Annotated in this window: 18 protein-coding genes, 2 tRNA genes and 1 riboswitch; of the genes, 11 read left to right on the top strand and 9 right to left on the bottom strand. The window is 59.9% G+C overall.

The window, feature by feature from the left end; genetic code table 11:
• Positions 1 to 10 precede the first annotated feature (10 nt).
• From AC1EKE_RS02800 to AC1EKE_RS02820, 5 genes are all read right to left on the bottom strand, one after another.
• A complete protein-coding gene (locus AC1EKE_RS02800) occupies positions 11 to 1,309 on the bottom strand; it encodes a hypothetical protein (RefSeq protein WP_480308067.1) in 1,299 nt (432 codons plus the stop codon).
• 14 nt (positions 1,310 to 1,323) lie between these two features.
• Positions 1,324 to 2,247: a hypothetical protein gene (locus AC1EKE_RS02805; protein ID WP_480308068.1), complete on the bottom strand. Its 924-nt coding sequence runs from the start codon at positions 2,245 to 2,247 to the stop codon at positions 1,324 to 1,326.
• Between the two features lie 213 nt (positions 2,248 to 2,460).
• Positions 2,461 to 2,619, bottom strand: coding sequence for a hypothetical protein (locus AC1EKE_RS02810; RefSeq protein WP_480308070.1), 159 nt, complete (start codon positions 2,617 to 2,619; stop codon positions 2,461 to 2,463).
• A gap of 10 nt (positions 2,620 to 2,629) precedes the next feature.
• Positions 2,630 to 5,002, bottom strand: a complete 2,373-nt coding sequence (locus AC1EKE_RS02815; protein ID WP_480308071.1) for a carboxypeptidase regulatory-like domain-containing protein — start codon at positions 5,000 to 5,002, stop codon at positions 2,630 to 2,632.
• Complete coding sequence (locus tag AC1EKE_RS02820; RefSeq protein WP_480308073.1) at positions 4,995 to 5,951, bottom strand: sirohydrochlorin cobaltochelatase; 957 nt, start codon at positions 5,949 to 5,951, stop codon at positions 4,995 to 4,997. The genes AC1EKE_RS02815 and AC1EKE_RS02820 overlap by 8 nt, the downstream gene beginning before the upstream one ends.
• Positions 5,952 to 6,000: 49 nt before the next feature.
• Positions 6,001 to 6,218: riboswitch (cobalamin riboswitch) on the bottom strand.
• A 176-nt stretch (positions 6,219 to 6,394) separates the two neighbouring features.
• Between AC1EKE_RS02820 and AC1EKE_RS02825 the strand changes: the two genes are divergently transcribed.
• The 8 genes from AC1EKE_RS02825 (at position 6,395) to dprA (ending at position 14,840) form a co-directional block, all read left to right on the top strand.
• Positions 6,395 to 6,467, top strand: a tRNA-Thr gene (locus tag AC1EKE_RS02825).
• A gap of 145 nt (positions 6,468 to 6,612) precedes the next feature.
• On the top strand, positions 6,613 to 7,668 hold the full coding sequence (locus tag AC1EKE_RS02830) for a hypothetical protein (RefSeq protein WP_480308074.1): 1,056 nt from the start codon (positions 6,613 to 6,615) through the stop codon (positions 7,666 to 7,668).
• The gene (locus AC1EKE_RS02835) at positions 7,665 to 9,896 is read left to right on the top strand and encodes a GH92 family glycosyl hydrolase (protein WP_480308076.1); all 2,232 of its coding nucleotides are present in this window, start codon (positions 7,665 to 7,667) and stop codon (positions 9,894 to 9,896) included. The genes AC1EKE_RS02830 and AC1EKE_RS02835 overlap by 4 nt, the downstream gene beginning before the upstream one ends.
• 12 nt (positions 9,897 to 9,908) lie before the next feature.
• Positions 9,909 to 10,616: an NAD-dependent deacylase gene (locus AC1EKE_RS02840; RefSeq protein WP_480308077.1), complete on the top strand. Its 708-nt coding sequence runs from the start codon at positions 9,909 to 9,911 to the stop codon at positions 10,614 to 10,616.
• 29 nt (positions 10,617 to 10,645) lie between these two features.
• Positions 10,646 to 11,977, top strand: a complete 1,332-nt coding sequence (gene dgt / locus AC1EKE_RS02845; protein ID WP_480308263.1) for a dGTP triphosphohydrolase — start codon at positions 10,646 to 10,648, stop codon at positions 11,975 to 11,977.
• A 14-nt stretch (positions 11,978 to 11,991) separates the two neighbouring features.
• Positions 11,992 to 13,266, top strand: coding sequence for a peptidase U32 family protein (locus AC1EKE_RS02850; protein WP_480308078.1), 1,275 nt, complete (start codon positions 11,992 to 11,994; stop codon positions 13,264 to 13,266).
• Positions 13,267 to 13,269: 3 nt separating this feature from the next.
• Entirely contained in the window at positions 13,270 to 13,719 is a 450-nt protein-coding gene (locus AC1EKE_RS02855; RefSeq protein WP_480308079.1) for an acyl-CoA thioesterase, read from the top strand.
• Positions 13,704 to 14,840, top strand: coding sequence for a DNA-processing protein DprA (gene dprA, locus AC1EKE_RS02860; RefSeq protein ID WP_480308081.1), 1,137 nt, complete (start codon positions 13,704 to 13,706; stop codon positions 14,838 to 14,840). The genes AC1EKE_RS02855 and dprA overlap by 16 nt, the downstream gene beginning before the upstream one ends.
• A 290-nt stretch (positions 14,841 to 15,130) precedes the next feature.
• Here the strand turns inward: dprA and AC1EKE_RS02865 are convergent, their stop codons facing one another.
• From AC1EKE_RS02865 to AC1EKE_RS02875, 3 genes are all read right to left on the bottom strand, one after another.
• Positions 15,131 to 16,234 carry a BPL-N domain-containing protein gene (locus AC1EKE_RS02865; RefSeq protein ID WP_480308083.1) on the bottom strand — a complete coding sequence of 368 codons (1,104 nt, stop codon included), beginning with the start codon at positions 16,232 to 16,234 and terminating at the stop codon, positions 15,131 to 15,133.
• Positions 16,235 to 16,351: 117 nt separating this feature from the next.
• Positions 16,352 to 18,373 (bottom strand): protein-disulfide reductase DsbD family protein, encoded by a 2,022-nt coding sequence (locus AC1EKE_RS02870; RefSeq protein ID WP_480308084.1) that lies wholly within the window; start codon positions 18,371 to 18,373, stop codon positions 16,352 to 16,354.
• A gap of 63 nt (positions 18,374 to 18,436) precedes the next feature.
• Positions 18,437 to 19,456, bottom strand: coding sequence for a pseudouridine synthase (locus tag AC1EKE_RS02875; RefSeq protein ID WP_480308085.1), 1,020 nt, complete (start codon positions 19,454 to 19,456; stop codon positions 18,437 to 18,439).
• Positions 19,457 to 19,663: 207 nt separating this feature from the next.
• Between AC1EKE_RS02875 and AC1EKE_RS02880 the strand changes: the two genes are divergently transcribed.
• From AC1EKE_RS02880 to AC1EKE_RS02890, 3 genes are all read left to right on the top strand, one after another.
• The gene (locus AC1EKE_RS02880; protein ID WP_480308086.1) at positions 19,664 to 20,476 is read left to right on the top strand and encodes an enoyl-ACP reductase FabI; all 813 of its coding nucleotides are present in this window, start codon (positions 19,664 to 19,666) and stop codon (positions 20,474 to 20,476) included.
• Between the two features lie 78 nt (positions 20,477 to 20,554).
• Positions 20,555 to 21,922: a PhoH family protein gene (locus AC1EKE_RS02885; protein WP_296165142.1), complete on the top strand. Its 1,368-nt coding sequence runs from the start codon at positions 20,555 to 20,557 to the stop codon at positions 21,920 to 21,922.
• Positions 21,923 to 21,939: 17 nt separating this feature from the next.
• Positions 21,940 to 23,823 carry an oxaloacetate decarboxylase gene (locus AC1EKE_RS02890; RefSeq protein WP_480308087.1) on the top strand — a complete coding sequence of 628 codons (1,884 nt, stop codon included), beginning with the start codon at positions 21,940 to 21,942 and terminating at the stop codon, positions 23,821 to 23,823.
• A 73-nt stretch (positions 23,824 to 23,896) separates the two neighbouring features.
• On the opposite strand, the gene AC1EKE_RS02895 is transcribed toward AC1EKE_RS02890, so the two are convergent.
• A tRNA-Pro gene (locus AC1EKE_RS02895) sits at positions 23,897 to 23,971 on the bottom strand.
• Between the last annotated feature and the right edge of the window lie 73 nt (positions 23,972 to 24,044).

The following is a 24,044-nucleotide window of genomic DNA, read 5'->3' on the forward strand; positions in this document are numbered from 1 at the left end:
GGGGATTGGATTACTTCACCGACATGACCCGGCTGATCTCGTAGCCGGAGGCGAGGTCGGCTCCCTTCGTCACCTTACCACTCTTGATGTCGTAGACGTAGAATCGGGCACTGGGGTCTGCATTCACATTGGCACCGATATAGGCCTTACCGCCTCTCACGTCAGCTCCCTGAGCAAAGGATCCTCTGCAGAGCGGGATGTCCGTCAGACGCTTCACCGTGTGGGTGCGGAAGTTGAGCACCTGCCAGAAGAAGACGTAGGGATTGGTCTTTGAGTTCCAGGTGGGATTGTCGGGCGTGGCCTGCTTCGGATCCTGGACGTAGAGGAGGAGCTCTTTGTCATTGAGCAGAGCCATGTCCACGATCTTACCGCGCTCCTGACCATAGCCCTCATAGGTCTTGTCGATGGCGGTCTCGCCACTCTTGACACGGAAGAGCTTACTTGCCTGACGGGTCGAGGATGAGGAGCCGGGCTTGACGCCATCCTCCATCAGGATGTCGCAGGCGATGTAGTAGAAGTTGCCCTCTGCGTCGGTGAAGGTGTGGCGTGTCTGCGTGTCGCCATAGGAAGTGGAGCCGATAAAGCCGGCACGGCTGTCGCTCTCGACCTTCTTGACCTTCATCGTAGATGCGTCGATGAATGCCACATAGTACTCGCCGCGACGCTCCCGGAGGAGCTTGGACTTCTTGCTCTTGGGCATGTAGACATAGACGTAGATAAGGGTATTATCCGACTTGCGGTAGCCGAGGAGACCACTGGTGTTGAATTGCTCATTCTCCCGCGGAGCCTCCAGCTCGAGCTGTCCCTCCTTCTCCACCCGCATCTCGTCGGTATTGATGAGCACCCAATTGACCGCCCGCTTATCGCCGGCCGATCCCATCAGCACGATGTGGCTGTCATTGATCCAGGCGTGAGCAAAGCGACGATCTTGCACCTGCTTCGTAGGAAACTCCTTGATCACCTCGACCGTGGTGCCGGTGATCCTGAACTTCCCGAAGTTGCCCGCTCTCGAGACACTGTAGTAGTAGCCGTTGCGGTAGACCACATTGGACGTGAGGGATGTGCCGCTGATGTCGGCCCCCTTGCCCTCCACGCTGAGGGTCCCCTTGGAGAGGTCGTCCGCCTTCAGGATGACGTAAGCATCCTTGCCATTCATGGAGCCATTGAGATCATTGAGGGGGATCCAGAGGTCGATCGATCCGATCTCCTCGGCAGGGTTGGGAGTATCCTTACCCGATTCCTCGCAGGAGGAGAGGGAGAGAGTCGCGAGAGCGACGATGAGGGTAAGGAGTATATTCTTGAGTTTCATAATGATATTGTGAGTTACTTAATGGATGTACGATAGACCGGGACTATACGCTCGATCTCAAAGCCGGCCTCCAGCTCAGCGCCCTTGGACACCTTGCCACTCTTGAGGTCGTAGATGTAGATGCAGCTATTGCCGCTCGCCACATTAGCACCGAGGTAGACCTTGCCTGCCGAGGGTGCGGCGAAGTGGCTGAAGTTGCCGACAGAGAGGGGCACTCCCTCGATGCGGCGTACCTTATGGGTGCGGAGGTTCATGATCTGCCAGAAGAAGACGTACCTATTCTTTACCGAGTCCCAGATGGGATTGTCGGGCGTAGCCTGCTTGGGATCCTGGACGTAGAGCATCACCTCATCGTCGCTGACCGGAGTAAGGTCGATGATCTTGCCCCGAGGCTGATCGTACGCGTCGTAGGACTTGTCTGTCTCCATGGCACCGCTATTGACGCGGAGGATAAGGCTCCGCTGTGCTGTGGTGCTCGGTTTCGTCGTCTCCTTGAGGATCTTGGCGGCCACGAAGTAGAAGTTTCCCGCCTTGTCGGTAAAAGTGCTGCAGGTCCTATTGTCCCCAAAGGACATAGACCCGAGCCAGTCCGCCCGCTTATCGGTGTCGACAGACTTTACCTGCATCGTCGCCGCGTCGATGAAGGCGACGTAGATCTCTCCGCGGAGCATCTTTGCTCGGTCACTGCGCTTCTTGGCGATGTAGATGTGGGGGAAGATGAGTGTATTATCCGACCGGCGATAGCCGAGGAGACCACTGGCACAGAAGATCTCATCCACAGCCGGAACCTTCAGGTCCAGTGTGCCGGAGTCGAGGAGCTTCATCTCCTGCGTATCGATCCTCGCCCAGGAGACCTCCTTTTGCTTACCGGTGGAGCCGACCAGCACGAGCGTCTTCCGATCGAGCCAGGCGTGGGAGAACTGCCGATCCTTGATCATCGGCAGTGGAAACTCCTTGATCGCCCGGACCGTGGCACCGACCTCAAACTTCCCGAAGTTGCCCTCCCTCGAGACACCGTAGTAGTAGCCGTCCCTATAGATGATGTGCGGAGTGAGTGCCGTGCCACCCGTATCGGCGCCTTTCCCGGTGATGGAGATCGTCCCCTTCGTGAGATCCTTGGCACGGACGATGATATTCTGGTCATACTCCTTCTAAGTCTTGCCGGTGGCTCCATTGACCGGTATCCAGAGGTCGAAGCCCTCCGCCTCTACAGGCGTAGGCGTGGGATTGGGCGTGTCCTCCCCGCAGGAGGAGAGGAGACCGAGGGTCAGGAGTGAGGAGATAAGGAGTGTTGCGAAGTTTTTCTTCATGATGTCGTGATTAATTGAGGAATAGACGGAGCTTGCAGTAGACGGAGCGTCCCGGCTTCTGCAGCATATAGTTGTCGTAGAGCGGACGATCCAGGAGGTTGTCGCCCTGCAGTGAGATGGAGTATCTATTGTGCCGGAAGGACCACGTGACCCCTCCGGAGAGATTGTACTGGCTGGGGATGATCGCCTTAGACTCACGGGAGCCAAAAGCTGCCCAGGTGAGGTAAAACCACTTGATGTACCCGAGGGAGAGATTGAGCCGGATCTTGCTCATATTGATCCCAAAAGGCTCCCTCATGGTCAGCCCGGTGATCAGATTGCCGTAGAGCCAGGGGCGATTGGGGATCCGGTAGCCGTAGGTGGCATTGGTCTTACCGTAGCGATCCTGCCTTGTCCGGTCCCGCTCATCGGTGTAGGTGCCATTGAGCGTGATGTCCAGGAGGGAGTCATAGGTGTACCTCAGCTCCCCCTCCAGACCGACGATCCGGGAGGTGCCGATATTCTCATACTGGCTCTCCACATCGCTATGGACCACCCGGTGGATGAAGTCGTGCACATCGCGGTAGAAGAGCGTCGCCTCGTAATTGAGGAAGTGACTCTGCGCCGGGGAGGTCTGACCATAGAGCACAAGGTTGAGGTTGTAGGCCCTTTCGGGGCGGAGCTTGAAATTGGGATAAATGGTGATCCCATTGCCCATCAGCTCGCGGGCAGAGGGGAGCTGCGTGGCGTACTCAAAGGAGCCCTTCACCGACAGCGCCTCCAGCGGGGCATACCGCAGCCCGAGGCCATAGCCGATGTTATTCTTCGTAAAGTGGGAGGGCACATCGGTCGAGCCGGTGAGCCACTCGAGGTCAGACTGACCGATGGAGACGGTGTAGAGGTAGTCCTTGACGAAGGTGAGCGCATGGAGCCTGCCGTCGAGGAGATAGCCACCGTAGGAGAGGCCGAGGATGTGCCGTGCCATCCGGTCCTTCGTTTCGTCAAAAGAGGTGTCGTAGTCGTCGTACCGATGGTTCTCGACCGCAGAGAGCTGGTAATTGAAGTTGAGCTTCCCCCATTTCCTCAGGTCATAGGAGAGATTGACCCGCGCCGAGAGACCGGGACGGAGCGTGTGACGGAGTGCCTTCCCCCGGCGGGTCACCTCACTGTAATTGGTCTCTACGGAGGTGCCGTCCCAGGCATACTTCCTGTAGGTGGTGTCGGCGAGCAGCATGTGATCTCTCGCGACTGCGGCATCGATCTGAGCCGACAGTCCCGGGGTCAGCAGATCCTTCTTGGCATACCTGCCAGTGAGGCTCAGGTCGGACCGTCGCCTAGTCGCCTCGCCTATCACGAGGGTCTGCATAAACCCGGTCTGGATCTCCTTGTCACTCCCGGTGTACTGTACCCCGAGGAGCGCCTCGTCGGCCCACCGCACCTGAGTCACCCCGAGCTGCACCCCGGCGGTGAGGGTGCGGTACCCATCGTGGAAGCGCGGGAGGTCCCTCCGGACGAAGTCGTACGCCTCCTCATCCCAGACCGACACCCCCTTCATCGTATAGTTATTCCGACTGGAGAGACAGCTCAGCGTGGGGCGAAGCGTAAGCCCGCTCGCTGCATGGCGGTATTGTCCGTGCAGATCTGCACCGATGGTGCCGAAGGAGCCAAATCTCAGGGAGGCATCCAAGAAGTTCGTCCGGCTCTTCTTAGTGATGATATTCACCGCACCCCCGAGCGCATCCATCCCCAGCTCCGGGGGGACCACGCCCTTGTAGATCTCTATTCGGTCGACAATATTGGCCGGCAGCGTCTCGAGGCTAAGGCCACTCCCGCGGGAGGAGAGCGGAACCCCATCGATGAAGTAGCGGATCGCCTGACCACCGAGACCATTGATCGACAGCTCCACGCCTGAGCCCAGCCCTCCCTGACCACGGACATTGACCCCGGAGGACTGCCCCACCAGGTCGCTGAGACTGCTGAGGGAGGAGATCACGGAGCTGACGTCGAGACTCATGGCGGAGAGCGCCTGATGCTGTAAGGCGCGCTCGTGCGAGGGGGCGAGCACCACCACCTCGCCGAGCAGCTTTGGATCCTCCTTGAGGACAAAGTCTACCGTCTCTCTCATCGGGAGGGACACCGACCTCGTCTCCTCCCTGTAGCCCATCAGCCCGGCAGTCACCCGATAGTCGCCGGGGGCAAGAGAAAAGCTGTACCTCCCCTCCTTATTGGTCATCATCGCCACGATGACATTGCTCTCCCGCATAGGCCGTACCCTGATCGTGACACCCGGCATCGGCTTCCCCTCCATGTCTGTCACGCGTCCCCGCAGCACCTCCGTCGCCTCAGCACCGAGGGAGCAGAGGAGCAACAGGAGACCGATCGCCCAACTCATTAATCTACTCATCCTCAGCACTCAGCTTCACACCGGTTTTCTCGTAGATCTTTTTCTTCTCCCCGATCAGGAGACGGCGATAGTGAGCAAAGAAGCGTGCCCGCTCCACCACCATCTCCTGCACCTCGGGCAGCTCTCCCAGCCCTCGGGCATCCACCGTCACCTCATAGCCCGCGTCACGCAGCGCGGTGGCCCACTCATCGGAGATGTCGTGCTTGGCATGCTCGCCCGCCACCATCATCAGCGGCATAAGGCAGACCCTCCGGAGTCCGGTGGCTCGGAGACGCCTGAGCGCCTGATCGTAGTAGGGGTAGCCCTCGATACAGCCGACAATGATCTGCGAGAGTCCTCGATCCATCAGGTAGTGGTCCAGCATCGCATACTGCGCCGTGGAGCTGTCGTAAGTGCCGTGCCCCACCAGGAGGTATGCGGTATCCCTATCCTTCGCCAATGGTGCCAGCACCTGGTCTATCAGCTCTCGGTAGTCCTTCTCGTAGAAGAGGAGTGGCGTCGTCAGGCGAATCTCCCGGAAGTCGCCACGTCGCTGCTCCACCTCCTGTTCTAAGGCTTTCATCTCCAGCCCATAGACCACCTGAGACGGGACGATCAGCAGATGGGTCACCCCCTCCGCCCGGAGCTTATCCATCGCCTCCATCGGCGAGAGCTTCTCGATCCCTCTGTCACGGAGCCGCTTACAGACAATCCTCGAGGAGTAGGCCTCACTTAGCTCTATGCCGGGGAAAGCCGCTCCGACCGCGTGATTGAGTGCGTCAAGCGTCCGCACACGAGTGTCGTCGTGTGTGGTGCCGAAGTGGACCATCAGTATCGCCCCTCTCTCTCCCTCACCGAGGGAGTCAAAGAGCGGACTCTCCACAAATATCTTCTCCTCACCCCTAACAAGTACATTAGAGAATAGCATACAGAGTACACCGAAGAGGATAAGACGATATGTCTTACTCATACGTGTATGAAAACCATCCGACCCACCTGCCCCCGAGCGGGATCCGAAAAATTATCTTACAGCCATGGCAGGTCTCCTGACTCACCTCCGGCCTGGCTTGCGTACCTTCCCATCGACTCAGTCGACAGTGGTAATAAAGAATGGCAAGCAGCCTAATGGAGGAATACAGTAGCGGGCACTGTGCCGGACTCGCACCGGACTTCCCTCTTGTGATGGGATGCGCAGCTCAGGCTGAGAGCGCATCACACCATAGCTCACAGCAAAGGTACACTAAAAAATCCCCCTCGCCAACTAATGTTAAGACCTCACCGCCGTCGCCCACGCGCTGGCTAATTCGCATAGCGATGTGGAAGTGGTACATTGCCGGAGAGAGATAATTTCGTACCTTTGCGGAGCCTTACCCCCAGTGAGAGGTGGGGCGGGTGGCGAAGAGGCCGACCCTTGCCGAAATAGCTCAGTTGGTAGAGCGACGCATTCGTAATGCGTAGGTCACGAGTTCGAGTCTCGTTTTCGGCTCTCCCTCCCCCGAGAGCGTCTGCGGATGATTTTTATCCGTGGGCGCTCTCACTTTTTTGGAGGTGGCGGGTAGTAAGGGTATATTTGCGAGAAGGACCGCATCGGCAGTCCTACTCAGACCATCACACTACACAGCCCCCACTCAATGGCAAATGTCCTCCAAGTGCTCTCTCCGGAGATGAGGAAGACCCTCCGATCGCAAAACATCTGGCCCGATCAGGTACTCTACCTGACCCGCCCGGATCAGCGGCTTGATATGTTTGCCCTCGGGCAGCGCCGCTTCGAGATCCTCATGCAGACCGAGGAGTACTTTCGTCAATTGGTCTCCATGGCAGACCGCAAGGAGCGGAGTGCAGGCTACAGTGTGCTTCCCCGCAAGTTCCGCGCGGTCCTCTATGAGTCCGATGACACCGCCGAGCCACGTCGGCTGCTCCTATCTCTGCCACAGTCCGACATCCCCGGGCTGCGGGATCTCTACCCCATGCTGATATGGACCACGGATGAGGAGCAGAGCCTGCTGGAGAGCCTGGGGGATGACATCGCCCTTCAGGCCTACCGAGACGGCTATATGGATGGCATGCCTATCGTCGCTCTGATGACCGGTGAGGTGCTCGCAGATGAGGACCCCCGTGGGGAGGAGAAGGAGAGACGCCGGTCCGAAGCGATCCCGGAGGAGCTCTTCGCCATCATTGATGACCGGTCGGACGTGGGCGAGGCGACGCAGATGGAGATGAAGGAGAAGGGCATCCTCCCGGAGGATCTGCTGATGATCCGGGTCGGTGATGAGACGATGGAGAGTCTCTCAGGGCGGAGGATCCCCGGCATACTCCTGCGCTACGATGACGAGAATATGGATCAGCTCTACCGGCAAGCCGCCTCAGACAGCCCACTCGATGCGGACACCCGCACACCCAGGCCCTTCAAGGCTTGCCTACTGAGAGACAGTCGCGGGACAGAGAAGCTCTACAGGCTGGAGGCTCCGCCCAAGTTAGATCCGGACGAACCGGAGCGACCACTCTTCTTCCCCCACCCGTCGATGCACGAGGGGATGGAGGAGGCAATCCCCTTCCTCTCTATTATGGCCACGGTGGATGCCGAGTACCTCTGCAGCCTTGGGCTGACGGAGGAGGACGCCTACATTTTTATCCCCCTACGCCTCTCAGAGGCAAGTGACGACACCCAAGATTTATTTCACCTATGAACTATAAGAAAATCCTCACCCTCCCGGCGGTAATGACCCTACTGCTGACACTTAGCTGCAGCAAGACCGTAGAAGAGGGGGCACCCGACTACCCGACCAAGCTAACCGACCTTGTGGATCCCTGGATCGGGACAGGGGGTCACGGGCACGTCTTCCTCGGGGCGAGTGTCCCGCTCGGGATGGTGCAGCTCGGTCCCACCTCCGTCACGGAGGGCTGGGACTGGTGCAGCGGCTACCACATCTCTGACAGCACGATCATAGGTTTCTCTCACACCCACATGAGCGGGACGGGCATCGGGGATCTCCTCGACCTGACGGTGATGCCGGTAACGGGCGAGGTGACTCCGGGGCGAGGGACGGCGGACGATCCGGCGAGCGGGCAGTGGAGCTACTCCGACCGGAGCCGTGAGGTGGTCCGCCCGGGCTACTATGCCACCCGGCTCACCCGATACGGCATCGACGTAGAGCTGACGGCGACAAGCAGGGTGGGACTACATCGGTACTCCTTCCCCGAGGGAGCAGAGCAGCCGGCGATTATTTGGGACCTTGCCAATGGAGGAAACTGGGACCGCCTCACCAAGGGCGAGGTAAAGCAAGTGAGCGAGACGAGAGTGGAGGGCTACCGCTACTCCACCGGCTGGGCAAAGGATCAGCGGGTCTACTTCGCTGCTGAGCTCTCCACCCCGATCCGCTCCATCGACTACGGCACGAGCCCCACGCCGGGAAAGGAGAGCGACGTGCCTTACAACTACGCCTACATCCACCTGGCTCAGCCGACGGAGCCGGTCCTCCTGAAGGTCGCCCTCTCTCCTACCTCCACCGAGGATGCGTGGGCCAATATGGCAGCCGAGTGCCCCGGGTGGGACTTCGACGGCATCCGCAAGGCCGCTGACGAGGCGTGGGAGAAGGAGCTGGGTCGGATGCGTATGGCAGCGAGCGACTCTGCCACCCTCGTCACCCTCTACACCGCCCTGTACCACACCCTCTTCACCCCCTCCGACTACAGCAACACAGACGGGTCATACCTCGGTGCCGACTTGGCGAAGCACGCCGACCCGGGCTACACGACCCGATCGACCTTCTCCCTATGGGACACCTACCGAGCCTATCACCCGCTCTTTACGCTGACACAGACCGACCGAATGAGGGACATCGTCGGCACAATGACAGCGATCTCGCGCGAGGGGGGCAAGGTGCCGGTCTGGCACTTCTATGCCAATGAGACGAATACTATGGTGGGCGATCCCGGCATCTGTGTGCTCTCGGATGCGATCGTGAAGGGTCTCTGCGACGAGCCCGACTCGGTCTACCAAGAACTGAAGAGGACCGCCCTCCTCGATGAGCGGGGGAAGGATCTCCGTCGCAAGTACGGCTACATCCCCTACGACAAGATGGGCGAGAGCGTCGCCTACGACATGGAGTACGCCATCGCCGATGCCGCCCTTGCTGAGGCAGCAAAGCACCTTGGGCACGAGGAGGACTACACCTATTTCCTCAAGATGAGCAAGTCCTACCACCACCTCTTCGACCCGGTCACCGGCTTTATGAGGGGCAAGGGCAGCGATGGCGAGTGGCACACCCCCTTTGACCCCACTGCCTCCAAGCACCGCGACGATGACTACTGCGAGGGCAATGCGTGGCAGTACACCTTCCTTGTCCCGCAGGATGTGGAGGGGCTGGCGGGCTGCTTCGGCGGAGAGGAGCGGCTGATCGCCAAGCTGGACAGCCTCTTCTCCATCTCATCCGACCTCACCGGTGCCGATGCGTCGCCCGACATATCCGGCCTGATCGGTCAGTATGCGCACGGCAATGAGCCGAGCCACCACACCATTTACCTCTACAGTGTCCTCGGCAGGCAGTCCAAGGCGGCACCACTCCTCCGCCAAGTGATGACGGAGCTGTACCATGCGGCACCGGACGGGCTGTCGGGTAATGAGGATGCAGGGCAGATGAGCGCCTGGTACCTCCTCACCGCCCTCGGGCTCTACCAGGTGGAGCCGGCGGGCGGGCGCTACTACTTCGGTAGCCCGATCATCGATGCGGCAGAGCTGAGCGTGCGAGACGGGCACTTCACCATCCGCGTGCACGACAATAGTGCGGAGAATATCTACATCCAGAGGATCCGGCTCAATGGTGGCGACTACACCAAGCGCTACCTCGACTATGAGGACATCGCTTGCGGGGGGATCCTCGACATCTATATGGGGAGCGAGCCCCGAGACTTCTGAGAGACAAGGACTATGAGTCAAGGAAAGAAAAAAAGATTAGTGGTGCTGACCGGTGCCGGCATGAGTGCCGAGAGTGGGCTCAGCACCTTCCGCGACGCGGACGGGCTGTGGGAAAATGAGCCTGTCGCCGAGGTGGCGACCCATGAAGCGATCCTGCGCGACCCGGCACGCTGCATCCGCTTCGCCAATAAGCTCCGCCTCGGCTGCGCTGCCGCTCAGCCCAATGCCGGACACAAGCTCCTCGCAGAGCTGGAGCAGGACTACGATGTCACCATCGTGACGCAGAATATCGACGATCTCCACGAGCGGGCAGGGAGCAGCCACGTGATCCACCTCCATGGCGAGCTGATGAAGTGCTGCACCATGGACGACCCCGAGACGCCGCTCCCTCTCCCGGACGGCAAGCTGGAGATGGCTATTGATGCCACCGACCGCAGTGGGCGACGACTGCGTCCTTTCATCGTCTACTTCGGTGAGGGGGTCCCCCGCATGAGCGATGCGATCCGCGCCACCGCTGCAGCAGACATTTTCCTCATCATCGGCACCAGCCTCGTCGTCTATCCCGCCGCCGGTCTCTCCACCTGCGCCCCGAGCGGGATCCCGAAGTTCCTCATCGACCCCAAGCCGGTGCCAGTGCCGGGCGACTTTGAGCAGATCCACGAGGGCGCCTCAGCCGGTGTGCGCCACTTTGTCGACCTCCTGAGGGAGCGAAATCTCTGAGCACCATGACAGAGGATAAGAGAAAGCGGATGGACTGGGCGCGACTCATGGCGAGTGAGCGCTTCGGGCAGGAGGAGTCGGCAGCCGAGCAACCCGGGCGAACCGACTACCAGCGGGACTACGACCGACTGATCTTCAGTGCCCCCTTCCGCCGGCTGCAAAATAAGACGCAGGTCTTCCCCCTCCCCGGGCAGATCTTTGTCCACAACCGCCTCACCCACACGCTCGAGGTATCCTGCGTCGGTCGCTCGCTCGGCAATGCCATCGGTCGTGCTGTCAAGGCTGAGGAGCCGGAGCTGCCCTTCGACTTCTCCGACGTCGGCACCGTCGTCTCCGCTGCCTGCCTGGCGCACGACATGGGCAATCCCCCCTTTGGTCACGCCGGTGAGCGGGCCATCCACGCCTACTTCACCGAGGGTGCCGGCACCCGCTGGCGGGAGAGCCTCGAGACGGAGGGCGGCCGCTGGACAGACATTGTCCACTACGATGGCAATGCCAATGGTCTCCGCCTACTGACCCACACCTTCTGCGGCAGACGCCCCGGCGGCTACGGTCTCACCTACGCCACGATAGGCTCCTTCATCAAGTACCCGTACACCTCCGCCAAGGAGTGTGAGACGGGGAAGTTTGGTTGCTTTGCCAGCGAGGAGGAGACACTACACCGCGTGGCGCGGAAGCTCGGGCTGCCGGCTCTCAGCGAGGAGAGCGAGCACCCTGAGTACGCCCGTCACCCACTGGTCTACTTGGTCGAGGCGGCGGACGACATCTGCTACCAGATCATGGATCTCGAGGATGCATACAAGCTTAAGATCCTCTCGCAGGAGGAGTGCACCGAGCTGCTCTACCCCTTCCTCACCGACACGGAGCGGGAGGAGGCCGGCAGGGTGATCAGTCGGCTCTCGGACGACAACGAGCAGATCGCCTACCTCCGCGGCAAGGTGGTCAATCGTCTCACCCTCTCCGCCATCGACACCTTCCTCGATCACCGGGAGGAGATCCTGAGCGGCACCTTCCACGGCAGCCTGATCGGTGCCATGGAGGAGCGACAGCGGGAGGCGTACAGGGAGGCGCGGGAGGTTGCCTTTGACCGCATCTACTACGCCAGCGAGGTGCTCGACATTGAGCTGGCGGGATTTCGGATCTTCTCTTCACTCCTGGACAACCTGATCGAGGCACAGCGTCATCCGGAGAGAGCCTACTCCAAGCTCTGGTTTAATCGCATCCCCTCCCAGTACGACATGTCGTCGCCAACGCTCTACGGCAAGATCCAGTCCGCCCTCGACTACATCAGCGGCATGACCGATGTCTACGCCCTCGACCTCTACCGCAAGTTTACCGGCATGAGCCTGCCTGCCATTTAAGCAAAAGGATAGTAATGGAAAGAAAAGACTTCGAGATCATGGCACCGGCCGGCAGCCGGGAGTCGCTCATGGCAGCGATCCAGGGTGGTGCCGATGCCGCCTACTTCGGCATCGAGGGGCTCAATATGCGGGCCCACTCCTCCAAGAGCTTCACGCTCGAGGACCTGCCTGAGGTGGCAGCCCTGCTCCGTGACCACGGGATGAAGAGCTACCTCACCGTCAATACCATCATCTACCCCGAGGATATGGTGCGGATGCACGAGATCATCGACGCCGCTAAGGCCGCCGGCATCTCAGCCATCATCGCCACCGACATAGCCACCATGGCCTACGCCTACGAGCAGGGGGTGGAGGTCCACCTCAGCACTCAGCTCAATATCTCTAATGTCGAGGCACTCCGCTTCTACGCCCGCTACGCTGATGTCGTGGTGCTTGCCCGCGAGCTCACGCTGGACCAGGTGGAGCTGATCCACCGTGCGATAGAGGAGGAGCATATCTGTGGTCCCAAGGGGGAGCCGATTCGCATCGAGATGTTTGCCCACGGGGCGCTCTGCATGGCGGTGAGTGGCAAGTGCTACCTCAGCCTCGGGGAGATGAATAAGTCTGCCAATCGGGGCGAGTGCAATCAGATCTGTCGCCGACGCTACCTCGTCACGGACGATGCCACAGGCGACCAGCTCACGGTCGACGGCAAGTACATTATGTCGCCCAAGGACCTCAAGACGATCCACTTCCTCAATAAGATGATCGATGCCGGCGTGCGGGTCTTCAAGATCGAGGGCCGTGCACGCGGACCGGAGTATGTCCGCACGGTCTCCGAGTGCTACGATGAGGCGATACGAGCCTACTTAGACGGCAGCTACGGAGCGGAGAAGATAACCGGCTGGGACGAGCGACTGGCTACGGTATTCAACCGAGGCTTCTGGGACGGCTACTACCTCGGTCAGCGGCTCGGTGAGTGGACCGACCACTATGGCTCCAACACGACTGAGGTGAAGGTGGGCATCGGCCGCGTCTCCCACTACTATACGAAGATCGGTGTGGCGGAGCTGGTGCTGGAGACCGGCTATGTCGAGGAGGGAGAGCGACTCTTGGTGACCGGCCCGACGACCGGGGCGGTCTTCTTCGAGGCGAAGCAGATGCTGCTCGGGGACAAGTCTGAGCGAAGGAGCCGCATCGACGAGATCGGCATCCCCTTTAGCATAAAAGTGCCCGAGGAGCTGCGCCCGGGGGATCGCCTCTTCGTGATGAGGAAGCGGAAGAAGGAGAGGGGGAGCAAGTACTTCTGAGCCATGGCACCCAAGAGCTATCTCTACATCAGTCCCACCCTGATCGTCCGCGACTATGAGTGCGACATCCAGGGCGTGGTAAACCATGCCAATTACCTCCACTACATGGAGCACGCGAGGCACCAATTTCTCCGCATCATCGGTGACAGCTTCTCGAGCAAGCACGGCGAGGGATTTGACATGTTTGTCACCCATGCGGAGCTGGACTATCACCGACCACTCCGGTCAGACGACACCTTCGTCATCGGCATTACAATCGGTCGGAAGGGACCCCTCCTCGTGGTCGATGAGGATGTGATCCGCGAGAGCGATGGCGTGGTGGTCTGCTCCGGTCGGGTCCACGTCGCCGGCGTGCAGGATGGCCGGCTGACGCGGGGGGAGTACTTCGACATCCTCATGGACTACTGCGACAAGCACCTCAAGCCCCTCCCCTTCCCGTGTCCCTCTCACTGACCCCTGCCGAGCTTGCCCTCCTGCGACTGACGATGCTCCCGGGTGTCGGCTCCACGATCAGCCACGCCCTCCTCGAGGACTTTGACAACCATCCGGAGCGGATCTTTGAGGCGACGGCAGACGAGTTGGCGCAAAACCCCAACATCCGCCCCTCCTTAGCTCGGCTCATCCGCTCCGAGGACTCCCTCCACAAGGCTGAGGAGGAGCTCCGGACGCTGAGCGAGAGAGCAGCGGCAGGCGAGACGATCACCCCACTCTTCTATGGAGAAGAAGGCTACCCCGACTACCTGCTCAACTGTGCCGACTCGCCCCTCGTCCTCTACGTCAAGGGGACCCTCCCGATCGACAGCCCGATGATCGCCATCGTCGGCACCCGTCGATGCACCACCTACGCAGCGGATGTGATCGAGCGGATGATAGGGCGCTGGGCGGAGCTGAGAACCGACCTGGTCATCGTCAGCGGCCTAGCCTATGGGGTCGACGCCCTGGCGCACCGAGCAGCAGTCAAGCATGGGCTACGCTCCGTCGGCGTGGTGGCGCACGGGCACTACACGCTCTACCCCTCCCGCCACAGAGACCTCGCCGCAGAGATGATCCATAGCGGTGGGGGTGTGGTGACGGAGTACAGCTACCATACCCGAGCCTTCCCGCAGCACTTCGTCCTCCGCAATCGCATCGTCGCCGGGATGACTCGTGCCACGGTGGTCGTGGAGAGTGCCCGACGAGGCGGAGCGCTCATCACAGCCGGTCTCGCCCTTGACTACGGGCGATCGGTCTTTGCCGTGCCGGGGCGGATCTTTGACTCCACCTCCGAGGGATGCAATAGGCTTCTCACCGACCAGCGCGCCACCTGCCTCACCGACCCGGAGACACTCCTCGAGGAGCTAAGCCTCCTACCTGAGGTTAGTACCAAGCGGCAGCTCCCCTTTGCCCAGGAGGGAGAGGGGGACGAGGATCCCATCCTTGCGACACTGCAGGAGGCAGGGGCGCTCACGCTCAACGACCTCTCCATGAGGCTGGGCGAGTCACCCGGCATACTCTCTGGACGGCTCTTCGAGCTGGAGCTGTCCGGCAAGGTCCGCTCCCTCCCCGGTGCCCGCTACGAGCGCACCTCCCGCTGATCCCACCCCCACCTGATGCTTCGATTTCTCTAATACCGATATTAGAGAATTCTTTTACCGATATTAGGCTCACCTAATATCGGTATTAGTCACGGCCGGATAAATCCGGCTCAAATGGGGTCTAAAGCAGCGGATCTCCCTCCGGAGAGCGAGGGTCCTCTTCATCCGCGGTGTCCGTCAGCACACCTCCCGCTAGTCACCACCCTTATCCCTATGCCGTAAGGAGGGATCGACTTACATTTCACAGGAAGGGGTATATGTCGCCCTCAGCCGGTCTGCTCTGCTGAGGCTTACGGCTGGATGCGCTGTAGGGCGTCATCCAGCGCACGGAGGACGGTGGGGTCGGTCTCGCAGGAGCGAAGGGCTCTGAGGTCATCCCGGTAGCGGAGGTAGGTGGTCTCTCCCAGCCAGCGGACAGCCGCGGCCCGCACGAGAGGGGACTCGTCGTAGAGGAGTCCCTGGATCCAGCCCTTGGCACTCCAGGAATTCATCTTCATCAGCGTGTCCAGCACCTCCACCTTCTTCTCCGGTGCGGCATAGAGGAGCAGGTCATAGGCGTCACTCTCGTAGCGGCGTCGCTCCTCATTTATCTTGATCTCCCTACCGAAGTGATCCGGGTCGATAAACTTACGATCGATCTGCTCTGGGATCTCCGAGGAGGCGACAAGGTGAGCCATCCGGGGGATCATCCACTGCATGCCGGCAGTATTCTCGGGGTGGCCGATGACGGAGAGGGTCTTTCCCGCTCCATAGGAGCCGGTGATGATGAAGGGCTTACCATTGGTCATCCCACCGGGGACGCCATACTCGTGGACATCGCTCTCCATGGTGGCAAGTGAGGTGTAGGTGATCTCGCCCTTGTCGTCGGGGACCAGGACCGGTCCCTCGTAGTACATTATATATAGCGTATCCTGTGCGGCCAGCTCCGGAAAGGCTGTCTTTCCCTCAGGGGTGAGCGTCACCATAGAGACAGCGAGCCCGCGGGTGTCATGCTCGATGTCGATCGCCTTGGCGCCACTCATCCTCAGACAGGCATAGTCAGGCGTATCGGTGAGCTCGTAAGCTCCGGCGCAGATACCGACGATGCCACCTCCCTGACGGACAAAGCGACGTATCCGCTCGGCACCGAGACTGCCGAAATTGAGGTACTCCGTGGAGCCGCCCCCACCCGGGAGGATCAGCACATCGAGGCGATCCAGCGCCCCAGTGGCTATATCCCGGCTGTAGATGTAATGAGGCGTGACGGAGCGGTCCATCAGGAGTGCCGCATAGGTCTCCTCGACACAGGTCTCGGCACCTCCGTGCCCGGCAAAGACGCCCACCTCGAGTCGCTTCTGCGCCGAGAGGGGGAGTGCCATCACGATGATGGCAAGTGCAAAAAAGAGTTTCTTCATTTCTCTCTCTTAATGGTTAAGATGATTTCTATGATAAAGATACACAAAAGGGATAAAAAAAAGCCCCCTCCCCGAAATCTCGGAGAGGGGGCTTCTGTAACTCACTCTATGTGAGGCTCACTGACGACTCTTGTAGGTCTGCAGTCCGCTACGTAGCCAGGTAATGTACTTGTCGACATCCTCATCGAAGCCATAGCTGGCAGCGAGGGGGTGACCGGTATTGTCAAGCATAACGTAGAAGGGCTGAGCATTGGAGCCAAACTTTGTCCTCTGGAAGAAGCTCCACCGCTCGCCGACCGTCTTGAGCGTGCGGTGGTCACCATTGGTCTCCGTCACCTCAAGGGGCTGAGTGAGGCGGGTCTTGTCGTCGACGATGAGCGTGATCAGCACAAAGTCATTATCCAGGATATCCTTCACCGTGGGATCGGTCCATACGGAGGCCTCCATCTTACGGCAATTGACGCACCCATAGCCGGAGAAGTCGATGATCACCGGCTTGCCCTCACGCTTGGCATAGGCCATACCTGCCTCATAGTCGTCAAACTTGGCATGCACCTCGCTGTCGTAGAGATTGAAGTCCTGCGTCGTGAGTGGTGGAGCAAAGGCACTGATAGCCTTGAGCGGAGCGCCCCAGAGCCCGGGCACCATGTAGATGCCGAAAGCGAAGACGATCGTCGCCAAGAGGGTGCCAAACCATGAGACCGACTCCTTTTTGTCGTCTGCCGGGAAGCGGATGATCCCGAGCAGATAGAGCCCGAGGAGGAAGGAGATGGCGATCCATAGGGAGACAAAAGTCTCTCGGTCAAGAATGTGCCAGCCGTATGCGAGGTCGGCCACGGAGAGGAACTTGAGCGACAGTGCCAGCTCGATAAAGGCGAGGACCACCTTGACACTATTGAGCCAGCCACCGCTCTTCGGCATACTCTGGAGCCAATTGGGGAAAATGGCAAAGAGGGTGAAGGGCAGGGCGAGAGCCAGCGCAAAGCCGAGCATGCCGAGTGTCGGACCGAGGATATTTCCCTCAGCTGCCGCCTGCACGAGAAGAGTACCAATGATCGGTCCCGTGCAGGAGAAAGAGACCAGCACAAGGGTGAAGGCCATGAAGAAGATACTCAGCAGACCGGATGAGGTGGAGGCATTGGTACTCACCCTATTGGTCCACGAAGAGGGCAGCGTGATCTCGAAGGCGCCGAAGAAGCTGATCGAGAAAACCACCAGGAGGAGGAAGAGGAAGATATTGAATATCGCATTGGTAGAGAGCTCATTCAGCGCACTGGCACCGAAGATACCGGTGACGAGCAGCCCGAGAGCGACATAGATCACCACGATCGAGAGACCATAGATGATCGCATCGCGGAGCGCACTCTTCTTACTCTTAGAGCGGTGCATGAAGAAGCTCACAGTCATCGGGATGATCGGCCATACACAAGGCGTGAAGAGCGCCACGAGGCCACCGAGGAAGCCGAGGAGGAAGATCTTCAGGAGCGATGTGTCGGGGCTGGTGAAGTTCTTGTCCCCATATGCCCTCAGCTCGCTCTCTACAGACTCATAGAGCGCACCGTCGTCAGCCGCGGAGACGGCAGAGACAGCCTCAGGAGCAGGCTCCTCAGTCGGCTGCACCTCACCCTCCTCGATATCGGTAGCAGGCACCGAGGTGACGGCAGTCTTCAGGTCCTTGGGCCCGTAAGTAAAGGAGTGGCGGTCCGGAGGGGTGCAGGTCTCGTCATTGCAGGCCTGCCAGATCAGATCGCCCTTGATGACAAAATTCGTCGGGTCGAGGATCTGCACCTTCTGGGTAAAGGTCACCTTGCCATCGAAGGTAGTGAGGTCCATGGCAAAGTTGGGGTCATACGTGGTGGCGGGCTTCCGGTCGGGAGTGAGACCGGTAAGCGCCTTGATCCCCCTACTCTCGGAGAAGTCGGCAGTGGTGACGGTGGGGCCATCCTTGGGGAGGTCCACACCATATATGTGCCAGCCGGACTGGATCGTCGCCGTGTAGGTCAGCGTGACGATGCCATTGGCATCATTACTCTGTGAGGTCTCCCAGCGCACAATGTTCTCAAACATCTGAGCACTCGCCCCGAGGGAGAGTGTGCTCGCCAGCAGTAGCGCCAAGAGTGTGACTAAATGCTTACGCATGTCTGTAAGTCGCAATTTTGATATTTGTATTAAAGGTCTATCGAGAGGGGGTAGTCAGGAGCGTCACTCCTCAGGCTGCCCCTTATCCTGTGCTAATAAAGTCCTAAAGTGGGAGGGGATCGGGCGCCTCAGACGTAGCGTCTCCCCGGTGTGGGGCATCGTCAGCTCCAGCTCCGTCTGAGCCAGAGCGATCTGATCCTTGGCATAGAAGTGCGAGTGGTATCGGATGTCCCCGAAGATGCGAAGCTTATTGTCCCCAAAGATCTTACGCATCGAGTAGATACGCACGCCGACCACGTCCGCCTCCACGAGGTGGAGGTTCCCTCCCGCTGAGCTGGTAAGGGGCTGCACCTCAGCCCTCACGGCAGTCTCGGTCCGGGCAGCCGTGCGTCCCTTACGCTCGTCCTCGCTCGGGGTCGATACCGAGGTGAGCTCAAAGGGCTCCGTCGTCGGCAGGGTCCCCTCCACTACGAGGGCATAGCGCTGATGATGGACGGCGCTGCTCCAGCGGCGAGAGAGTAGTTCCTTGGCCTCTGTGGTCTTTGCAAAGACGACAAAGCCGGCAGAGCTCTTATCGAGGCGGCTAAGCATGAAGAGCTTAGCCGCGGGATTGCTCTTCTTGTAGTGTCGGCTCAGGATATGGAGCACAGTATTGCGCGGATCCTTATGAGCGGTATTGACTGTAGGGATGCCGGTTTTCTTATAGACCACCACATACGAGTCATCCTCCCACTCGACCGAGATAAGGGGGTGGGCAAAGGGGGCTACCGGCGCCAGCCGGTGGACCGTCACAGCGGTGCCGGGCTCCAGCATTTGCGTCGCCATGGTCGTCGGGGTCTCCGCCACCGACACCCTCCCCGAGCTGATGAGACGCTTAGCAGCGGTGCGAGATCGACCAGACTTTGTGATGATCAGGTCGAGCAGGGACTGCTGCTCCTCAGCGCTGTATGACTCCTGGGTGGGAGAGGTATTGACAGAGGAGGGGAGGCGACGGGCTGACCTACCAGTCGGCCGAGCCTTGCTCCGCCCACGACTATCTGAGGACGATCTCCCGGGAGATCGGTATGATTTGCTTTTAGCCAAGTTGTAATGATCTAAATGTACCGAGGACAAAGGTATGTAAAATGCCCCATTTCTCTTAGTGCTGTCAGCGGATAGCCACAGCGTTAATAGATTTTTTCCATCCTTATAAGTAGACTTCCTTGGTGCGGACTTTTGCGGACAGAGTGTCTTGTAGCGCTTTATCCTTAACTTTGTTGAGTCGTTTTACGAAAGCTATAGAAACAAAGTATGTCGTACGGATTGCTAAAGGGGAAGAGGGGGATCATCTTTGGAGCGCTCAATGAGAAGTCCATCGCTTGGAAAGTGGCACAGCGCTGCCATGAGGAGGGTGCCACACTCGCCCTCTCAAATACTGCCGCAGCGCTACGCTTCGGCACGCTTGATAAGCTGGCGGAGGAGACCGGTAGCATCGTCACCCCGGCGGATGCCACCTCGGTCGAGGAGCTGGAGCGGGTCTTCACGGAGGCGATGGAGCAGCTGGGCGGGACGATCGACTTTGTGCTCCACTCGATAGGTATGAGTCCCAATATCCGCAAGCGGATCCCCTACGAGGAGCTTAGCTACAAGAATTACGAGAAGACCCTCGACATCTCTGCGGTGTCCTTCCACAAGATGCTCTCGGTCGCCAAGCGGCTCGACGCGATCAGCGAGTGGGGCTCGGTGGTGGCGCTTACCTACATCGCGGCGCAGCGCTCCTTTGTCGACTACAGCGACATGGCGGATGCCAAGGCGATGCTCGAGTCGATCACTCGGAGCTTTGGCCTGATCTATGGCGAAGCGCGCCACGTGCGTATCAATACCATCTCCCAGTCGCCCACTGCGACCACTGCCGGTGAGGGGATCGAGGGGATGGAGCAGCTACGCCTCTTTGCCGACCGGATGTCGCCCCTCGGCAATGCCGATGCGGACGACTGTGCAGACTACTGCGTCGCGCTCTTCTCCGACCTGACACGCAAGGTGACGATGCAGAATCTCTACCACGACGGTGGCTTCTCCTCCGTCGGCATCACCCGCTCCGCCCTCGAGCAATTCTTCTCTTAAGCCACGGTGGGCGAAGATACATTTGTATCTCTTTCGCTACATTTGTGCCAAAGGAAACACTAACTCAACCGAACTACCATGGCTAAGAAGAACTTTGTACTCGATACCAACGTGATCCTCCACGACTACCAGTGCGTGAAGAATTTCCAGGAAAACAACGTCTACATCCCCATCGCCGTCCTCGAGGAGGTGGATAAATTCAAGAAAGGCTACGAGCAGATCAACTACAATGCTCGCGCCTTTACCCGCATCATCGACAAGGCGATCGAGAAGGAGACGGAGAAGGATACGAAGGACAAGGGGAGCAAGCTCCACGACTTCATCACCAAGGGCATCGAGGTCAATGACGACGGCGGGCGCGTCTATATCCTCACCGAGGGACAGCACCACCCCAAGGTGCAGGCAGCCTTCGGGGAAGACATCAAGGATCACCGCATTCTCTCCACCGCGCTGACGCTGATGGACGAGCGTCACGGTGAGGAGACGGTGCTCGTGAGCAAGGACGTCAATATGCGGCTCAAGGCACTCTCCCTCGGGCTCGAGGCGGAGGACTACACGACCGACAAGATCCGGCAGGAGGACCCCAATCGGCCCGAGCAGCACGAGATAGAGATCGCTGATGATAGCGCCGTGGACAGCCTCTACGTCGCCGGTGGCAAGGGCGTCCCCGTGGAGGAGCTCTCCTTGCCGGTCACCGTGGTGCCCAATCAGACCTTTGTCCTCAAGGCTCCCAACTCCTCCGCACTCTGTCGCGTGGACAACGAGGCGAAGACCATCCGCACGGTGGAGAAGAAGAGCTACTACGGCATCACCCCACGCAATGCGGAGCAGGCGCTCGCCTTCGATGTGCTGATGGACCAGTCACTCTCCCTCGTTGCTCTCACCGGTACCGCCGGTACGGGTAAGACGCTCCTCGCCCTCGCCGCCGCCCTTGCCCAGGCCGAGGACTACCGCCAGATCCTCCTCGCCCGGCCGATCGTCTCCCTTGCCGACAAGGACATCGGCTTCCTCCCGGGAGACTATAAGCAGAAGATCATGCCCTACATGCAGCCGCTCTTCGACAATCTCAATGTGATCAAGTCACAGCTCGGCACCGGGTCCGCCGCTGCACAGGAGATCGATGCCATGCTGGGCGATGAGCGCTTAGTGGTCGAGGCACTTGCCTACATCCGTGGTCGAAGCCTCGGTGATGTGATCTTCATCGTCGACGAGGCGCAGAACCTTACCCCCCAGGAGATCAAGACCATCATCACCCGCGCCGGCGACCACGCCCGTATGATCTTCACCGGAGACGTGCAGCAGATCGACTCCCCCTACCTCGACAGCAGGAGCAACGGCCTCGCCTATATGATCGAGCGGATGCGCGGTGAGGACTGCTTTGCACACGTCAACCTCATCCACGGCGAGCGGTCCCACCTGAGCGACCTCGCCGCACGCAAGCTGTAGGAACTCCACCTCTTTTTATGACAAAAAAAAGGAAACCGATACAATTCAGTCTCGTCTACCGAGACATGTTCCAGAGCTCGGGGAAGTATCAGCCTCTCGCCCACCAGCTGGAGCGGGTCGCCCCGGCGATCATCGACATGGGCTGCTTCTCCCGAGTGGAGACGAATGGAGGTGCCTTTGAGCAGGTACAGCTGCTCGCCGGGGAAAACCCCAACCAAGCTGTCCGGACCTTTACCAAGCCCTTCCGTGAGGCGGGGATCAAGACCCATATGCTTGACCGGGCACTCAACGCCCTCCGGATGTACCCCTGTCCGTCGGACGTGCGGCGGCTGATGTACAAGGTGAAGCACGCCCAGGGAGTCGACATTACCCGCATCTTCGACGGGCTCAATGACCCCCGCAACGTCATCCCCTCGATCCGGTACGCCAAGGAGGCGGGGATGACCCCACAGGCTACGCTCTGCATCACCCACTCGCCCGTCCACACGGTCGACTACTACGCCACTCTCGCTGACACGCTCATCGAGGCGGGGGCGGAGGAGATCTGTCTCAAGGATATGGCCGGCATCGGTCGACCGACAGTCATCGGTCAGATCGTCCGGCGGATCAAGGAGGCACACCCCGACATCGTGATCGAGTACCACGGCCACATCGGTCCCGGCTTCTCCGTCGCATCAATGCTCGAGGCGGCACGCGCCGGTGTGGATATCCTCGACACCGCTGTGGAGCCACTGTCGTGGGGCAAGATCCACCCCGACGTGATCACCATCCGGGAGATGCTGAGGGCGGACGGCTTCGAGGTCCCGGAGATCAATATGAAGGCCTATATGCAGGTCCGCACGCTCACGCAGGAGTTTGTGGACGACTTCCTCGGCTACTACATCAATGAGCAAAACCTCCAGTGCTCCTCGCTCCTCATCGGCTGCGGGCTCCCCGGAGGGATGATGGGCTCGATGATGTCCGACCTGCAGGGCATCCACGAGGCGATCAATATGTTTCATCGGCAGAAGGGCGAGCCGGAGATCTCCATCGACGATCTGATGGTGAAGCTCTTCGACGAGGTGGCGCACATCTGGCCAAAGCTCGGCTATCCGCCCCTCGTCACCCCCTACAGCCAGTACACCAAGAATATTGCCCTCATGAATGTCTTCAATATGGAGCGTGGCGGCGATCGGTGGCAGGCGATCGATGAGAAGGCGTGGGGGATGATCCTCGGGAAGAATGGCCGCGTCCCCGGTCCCGTGGCTGAGGAGCTGCGCACGCTTGCGGAGGAGAAGGGGCTGGCCTTTACCGACGCTGACCCGCAGACCAATTATCCCGACGACCTCGACCGCTTCCGCCGGATGATGGACGAGGAGGGCTGGGACTACGGCGAGGACGACGAGGAGCTCTTTGAACTCGCCATGCACGAGCCGCAGTACCGCGACTACCGCTCCGGTGTTGCCAAGGAGCGATTCCTCGAGGATCTGGAGCAGAAGCGTGCCGAGCGCGCCGCCCTCCGCGGCACCACCCCTGAGGAGGTTCGGGCGCTGAAGCGTGCCGCTTGGACGGTCGTCACCGCCCCCACGAGTGGTCAGATCCTCTGGGAGATCAATCTCGAGGAGGGATCCGCTGCACCACAGGTCGGCACCGCCTACCGTCGCGGGAGCTGCCTCTGCGAGATCTGTCCCTCAGGCGGCTACCGCGAGCCGGTGACTGCCCTTGTCGGCGGGCGTATCCGCGAGGTGGTCGCTAACCAGGGCGCCATGGTCCGCAAGGGCGATGTCATCTGCTATATGGACGATGACGAGGAGAGCCTGCCGGCGGAGGAGAAGCCTGCCGGCACCGCCCTCCACCGCCCTGAGGAGCAGCCCTACAGCCACCACGAGGTGCTCAACCCCTCCACCCGTATGGGCAGGTAGGAGTCACCTCCAAGATAAAGCAAGAGAGCGATGAAGAGAAAAAGATCTCCTCATCGCTCTCTTTTTGGTCTTGTCGGGGTGGCGAGATTCGAACTCGCGACCCTCTGCTCCCAAAGCAGATACGCTAACCGGACTGCGCTACACCCCGATGACCTCTCGGTCTTATGTGAGGGCAAAGGTAGCCATTTTATCCTGATTACGAAACGCCCCCATGTCGGTGC

It is taken from the genome of Porphyromonas sp. C0041D3 (assembly GCF_056590575.1).

What these genes read in the sequence shown, in the direction of transcription:
- AC1EKE_RS02800 (WP_480308067.1), bottom strand. Translation starts at nt 1,309, where the DNA reads ATGAAACTCAAGAATATACTCCTTACCCTCATCGTCGCTCTCGCGACT.
- AC1EKE_RS02815 (WP_480308071.1), bottom strand. Translation starts at nt 5,002, where the DNA reads ATGAGTAGATTAATGAGTTGGGCGATCGGTCTCCTGTTGCTCCTCTGC.
- AC1EKE_RS02830 (WP_480308074.1), top strand. Translation starts at nt 6,613, where the DNA reads ATGGCAAATGTCCTCCAAGTGCTCTCTCCGGAGATGAGGAAGACCCTC.
- AC1EKE_RS02835 (WP_480308076.1), top strand. Translation starts at nt 7,665, where the DNA reads ATGAACTATAAGAAAATCCTCACCCTCCCGGCGGTAATGACCCTACTG.
- AC1EKE_RS02885 (WP_296165142.1), top strand. Translation starts at nt 20,555, where the DNA reads ATGGCTAAGAAGAACTTTGTACTCGATACCAACGTGATCCTCCACGAC.
- AC1EKE_RS02840 (WP_480308077.1), top strand. Translation starts at nt 9,909, where the DNA reads ATGAGTCAAGGAAAGAAAAAAAGATTAGTGGTGCTGACCGGTGCCGGC.
- AC1EKE_RS02850 (WP_480308078.1), top strand. Translation starts at nt 11,992, where the DNA reads ATGGAAAGAAAAGACTTCGAGATCATGGCACCGGCCGGCAGCCGGGAG.
- AC1EKE_RS02820 (WP_480308073.1), bottom strand. Translation starts at nt 5,951, where the DNA reads ATGAGTAAGACATATCGTCTTATCCTCTTCGGTGTACTCTGTATGCTA.
- AC1EKE_RS02855 (WP_480308079.1), top strand. Translation starts at nt 13,270, where the DNA reads ATGGCACCCAAGAGCTATCTCTACATCAGTCCCACCCTGATCGTCCGC.
- AC1EKE_RS02890 (WP_480308087.1), top strand. Translation starts at nt 21,940, where the DNA reads ATGACAAAAAAAAGGAAACCGATACAATTCAGTCTCGTCTACCGAGAC.
- AC1EKE_RS02880 (WP_480308086.1), top strand. Translation starts at nt 19,664, where the DNA reads ATGTCGTACGGATTGCTAAAGGGGAAGAGGGGGATCATCTTTGGAGCG.
- AC1EKE_RS02805 (WP_480308068.1), bottom strand. Translation starts at nt 2,247, where the DNA reads ATGATCAAGGATCGGCAGTTCTCCCACGCCTGGCTCGATCGGAAGACG.
- AC1EKE_RS02810 (WP_480308070.1), bottom strand. Translation starts at nt 2,619, where the DNA reads ATGAAGAAAAACTTCGCAACACTCCTTATCTCCTCACTCCTGACCCTC.
- AC1EKE_RS02870 (WP_480308084.1), bottom strand. Translation starts at nt 18,373, where the DNA reads ATGCGTAAGCATTTAGTCACACTCTTGGCGCTACTGCTGGCGAGCACA.
- dgt (WP_480308263.1), top strand. Translation starts at nt 10,646, where the DNA reads ATGGACTGGGCGCGACTCATGGCGAGTGAGCGCTTCGGGCAGGAGGAG.
- AC1EKE_RS02865 (WP_480308083.1), bottom strand. Translation starts at nt 16,234, where the DNA reads ATGAAGAAACTCTTTTTTGCACTTGCCATCATCGTGATGGCACTCCCC.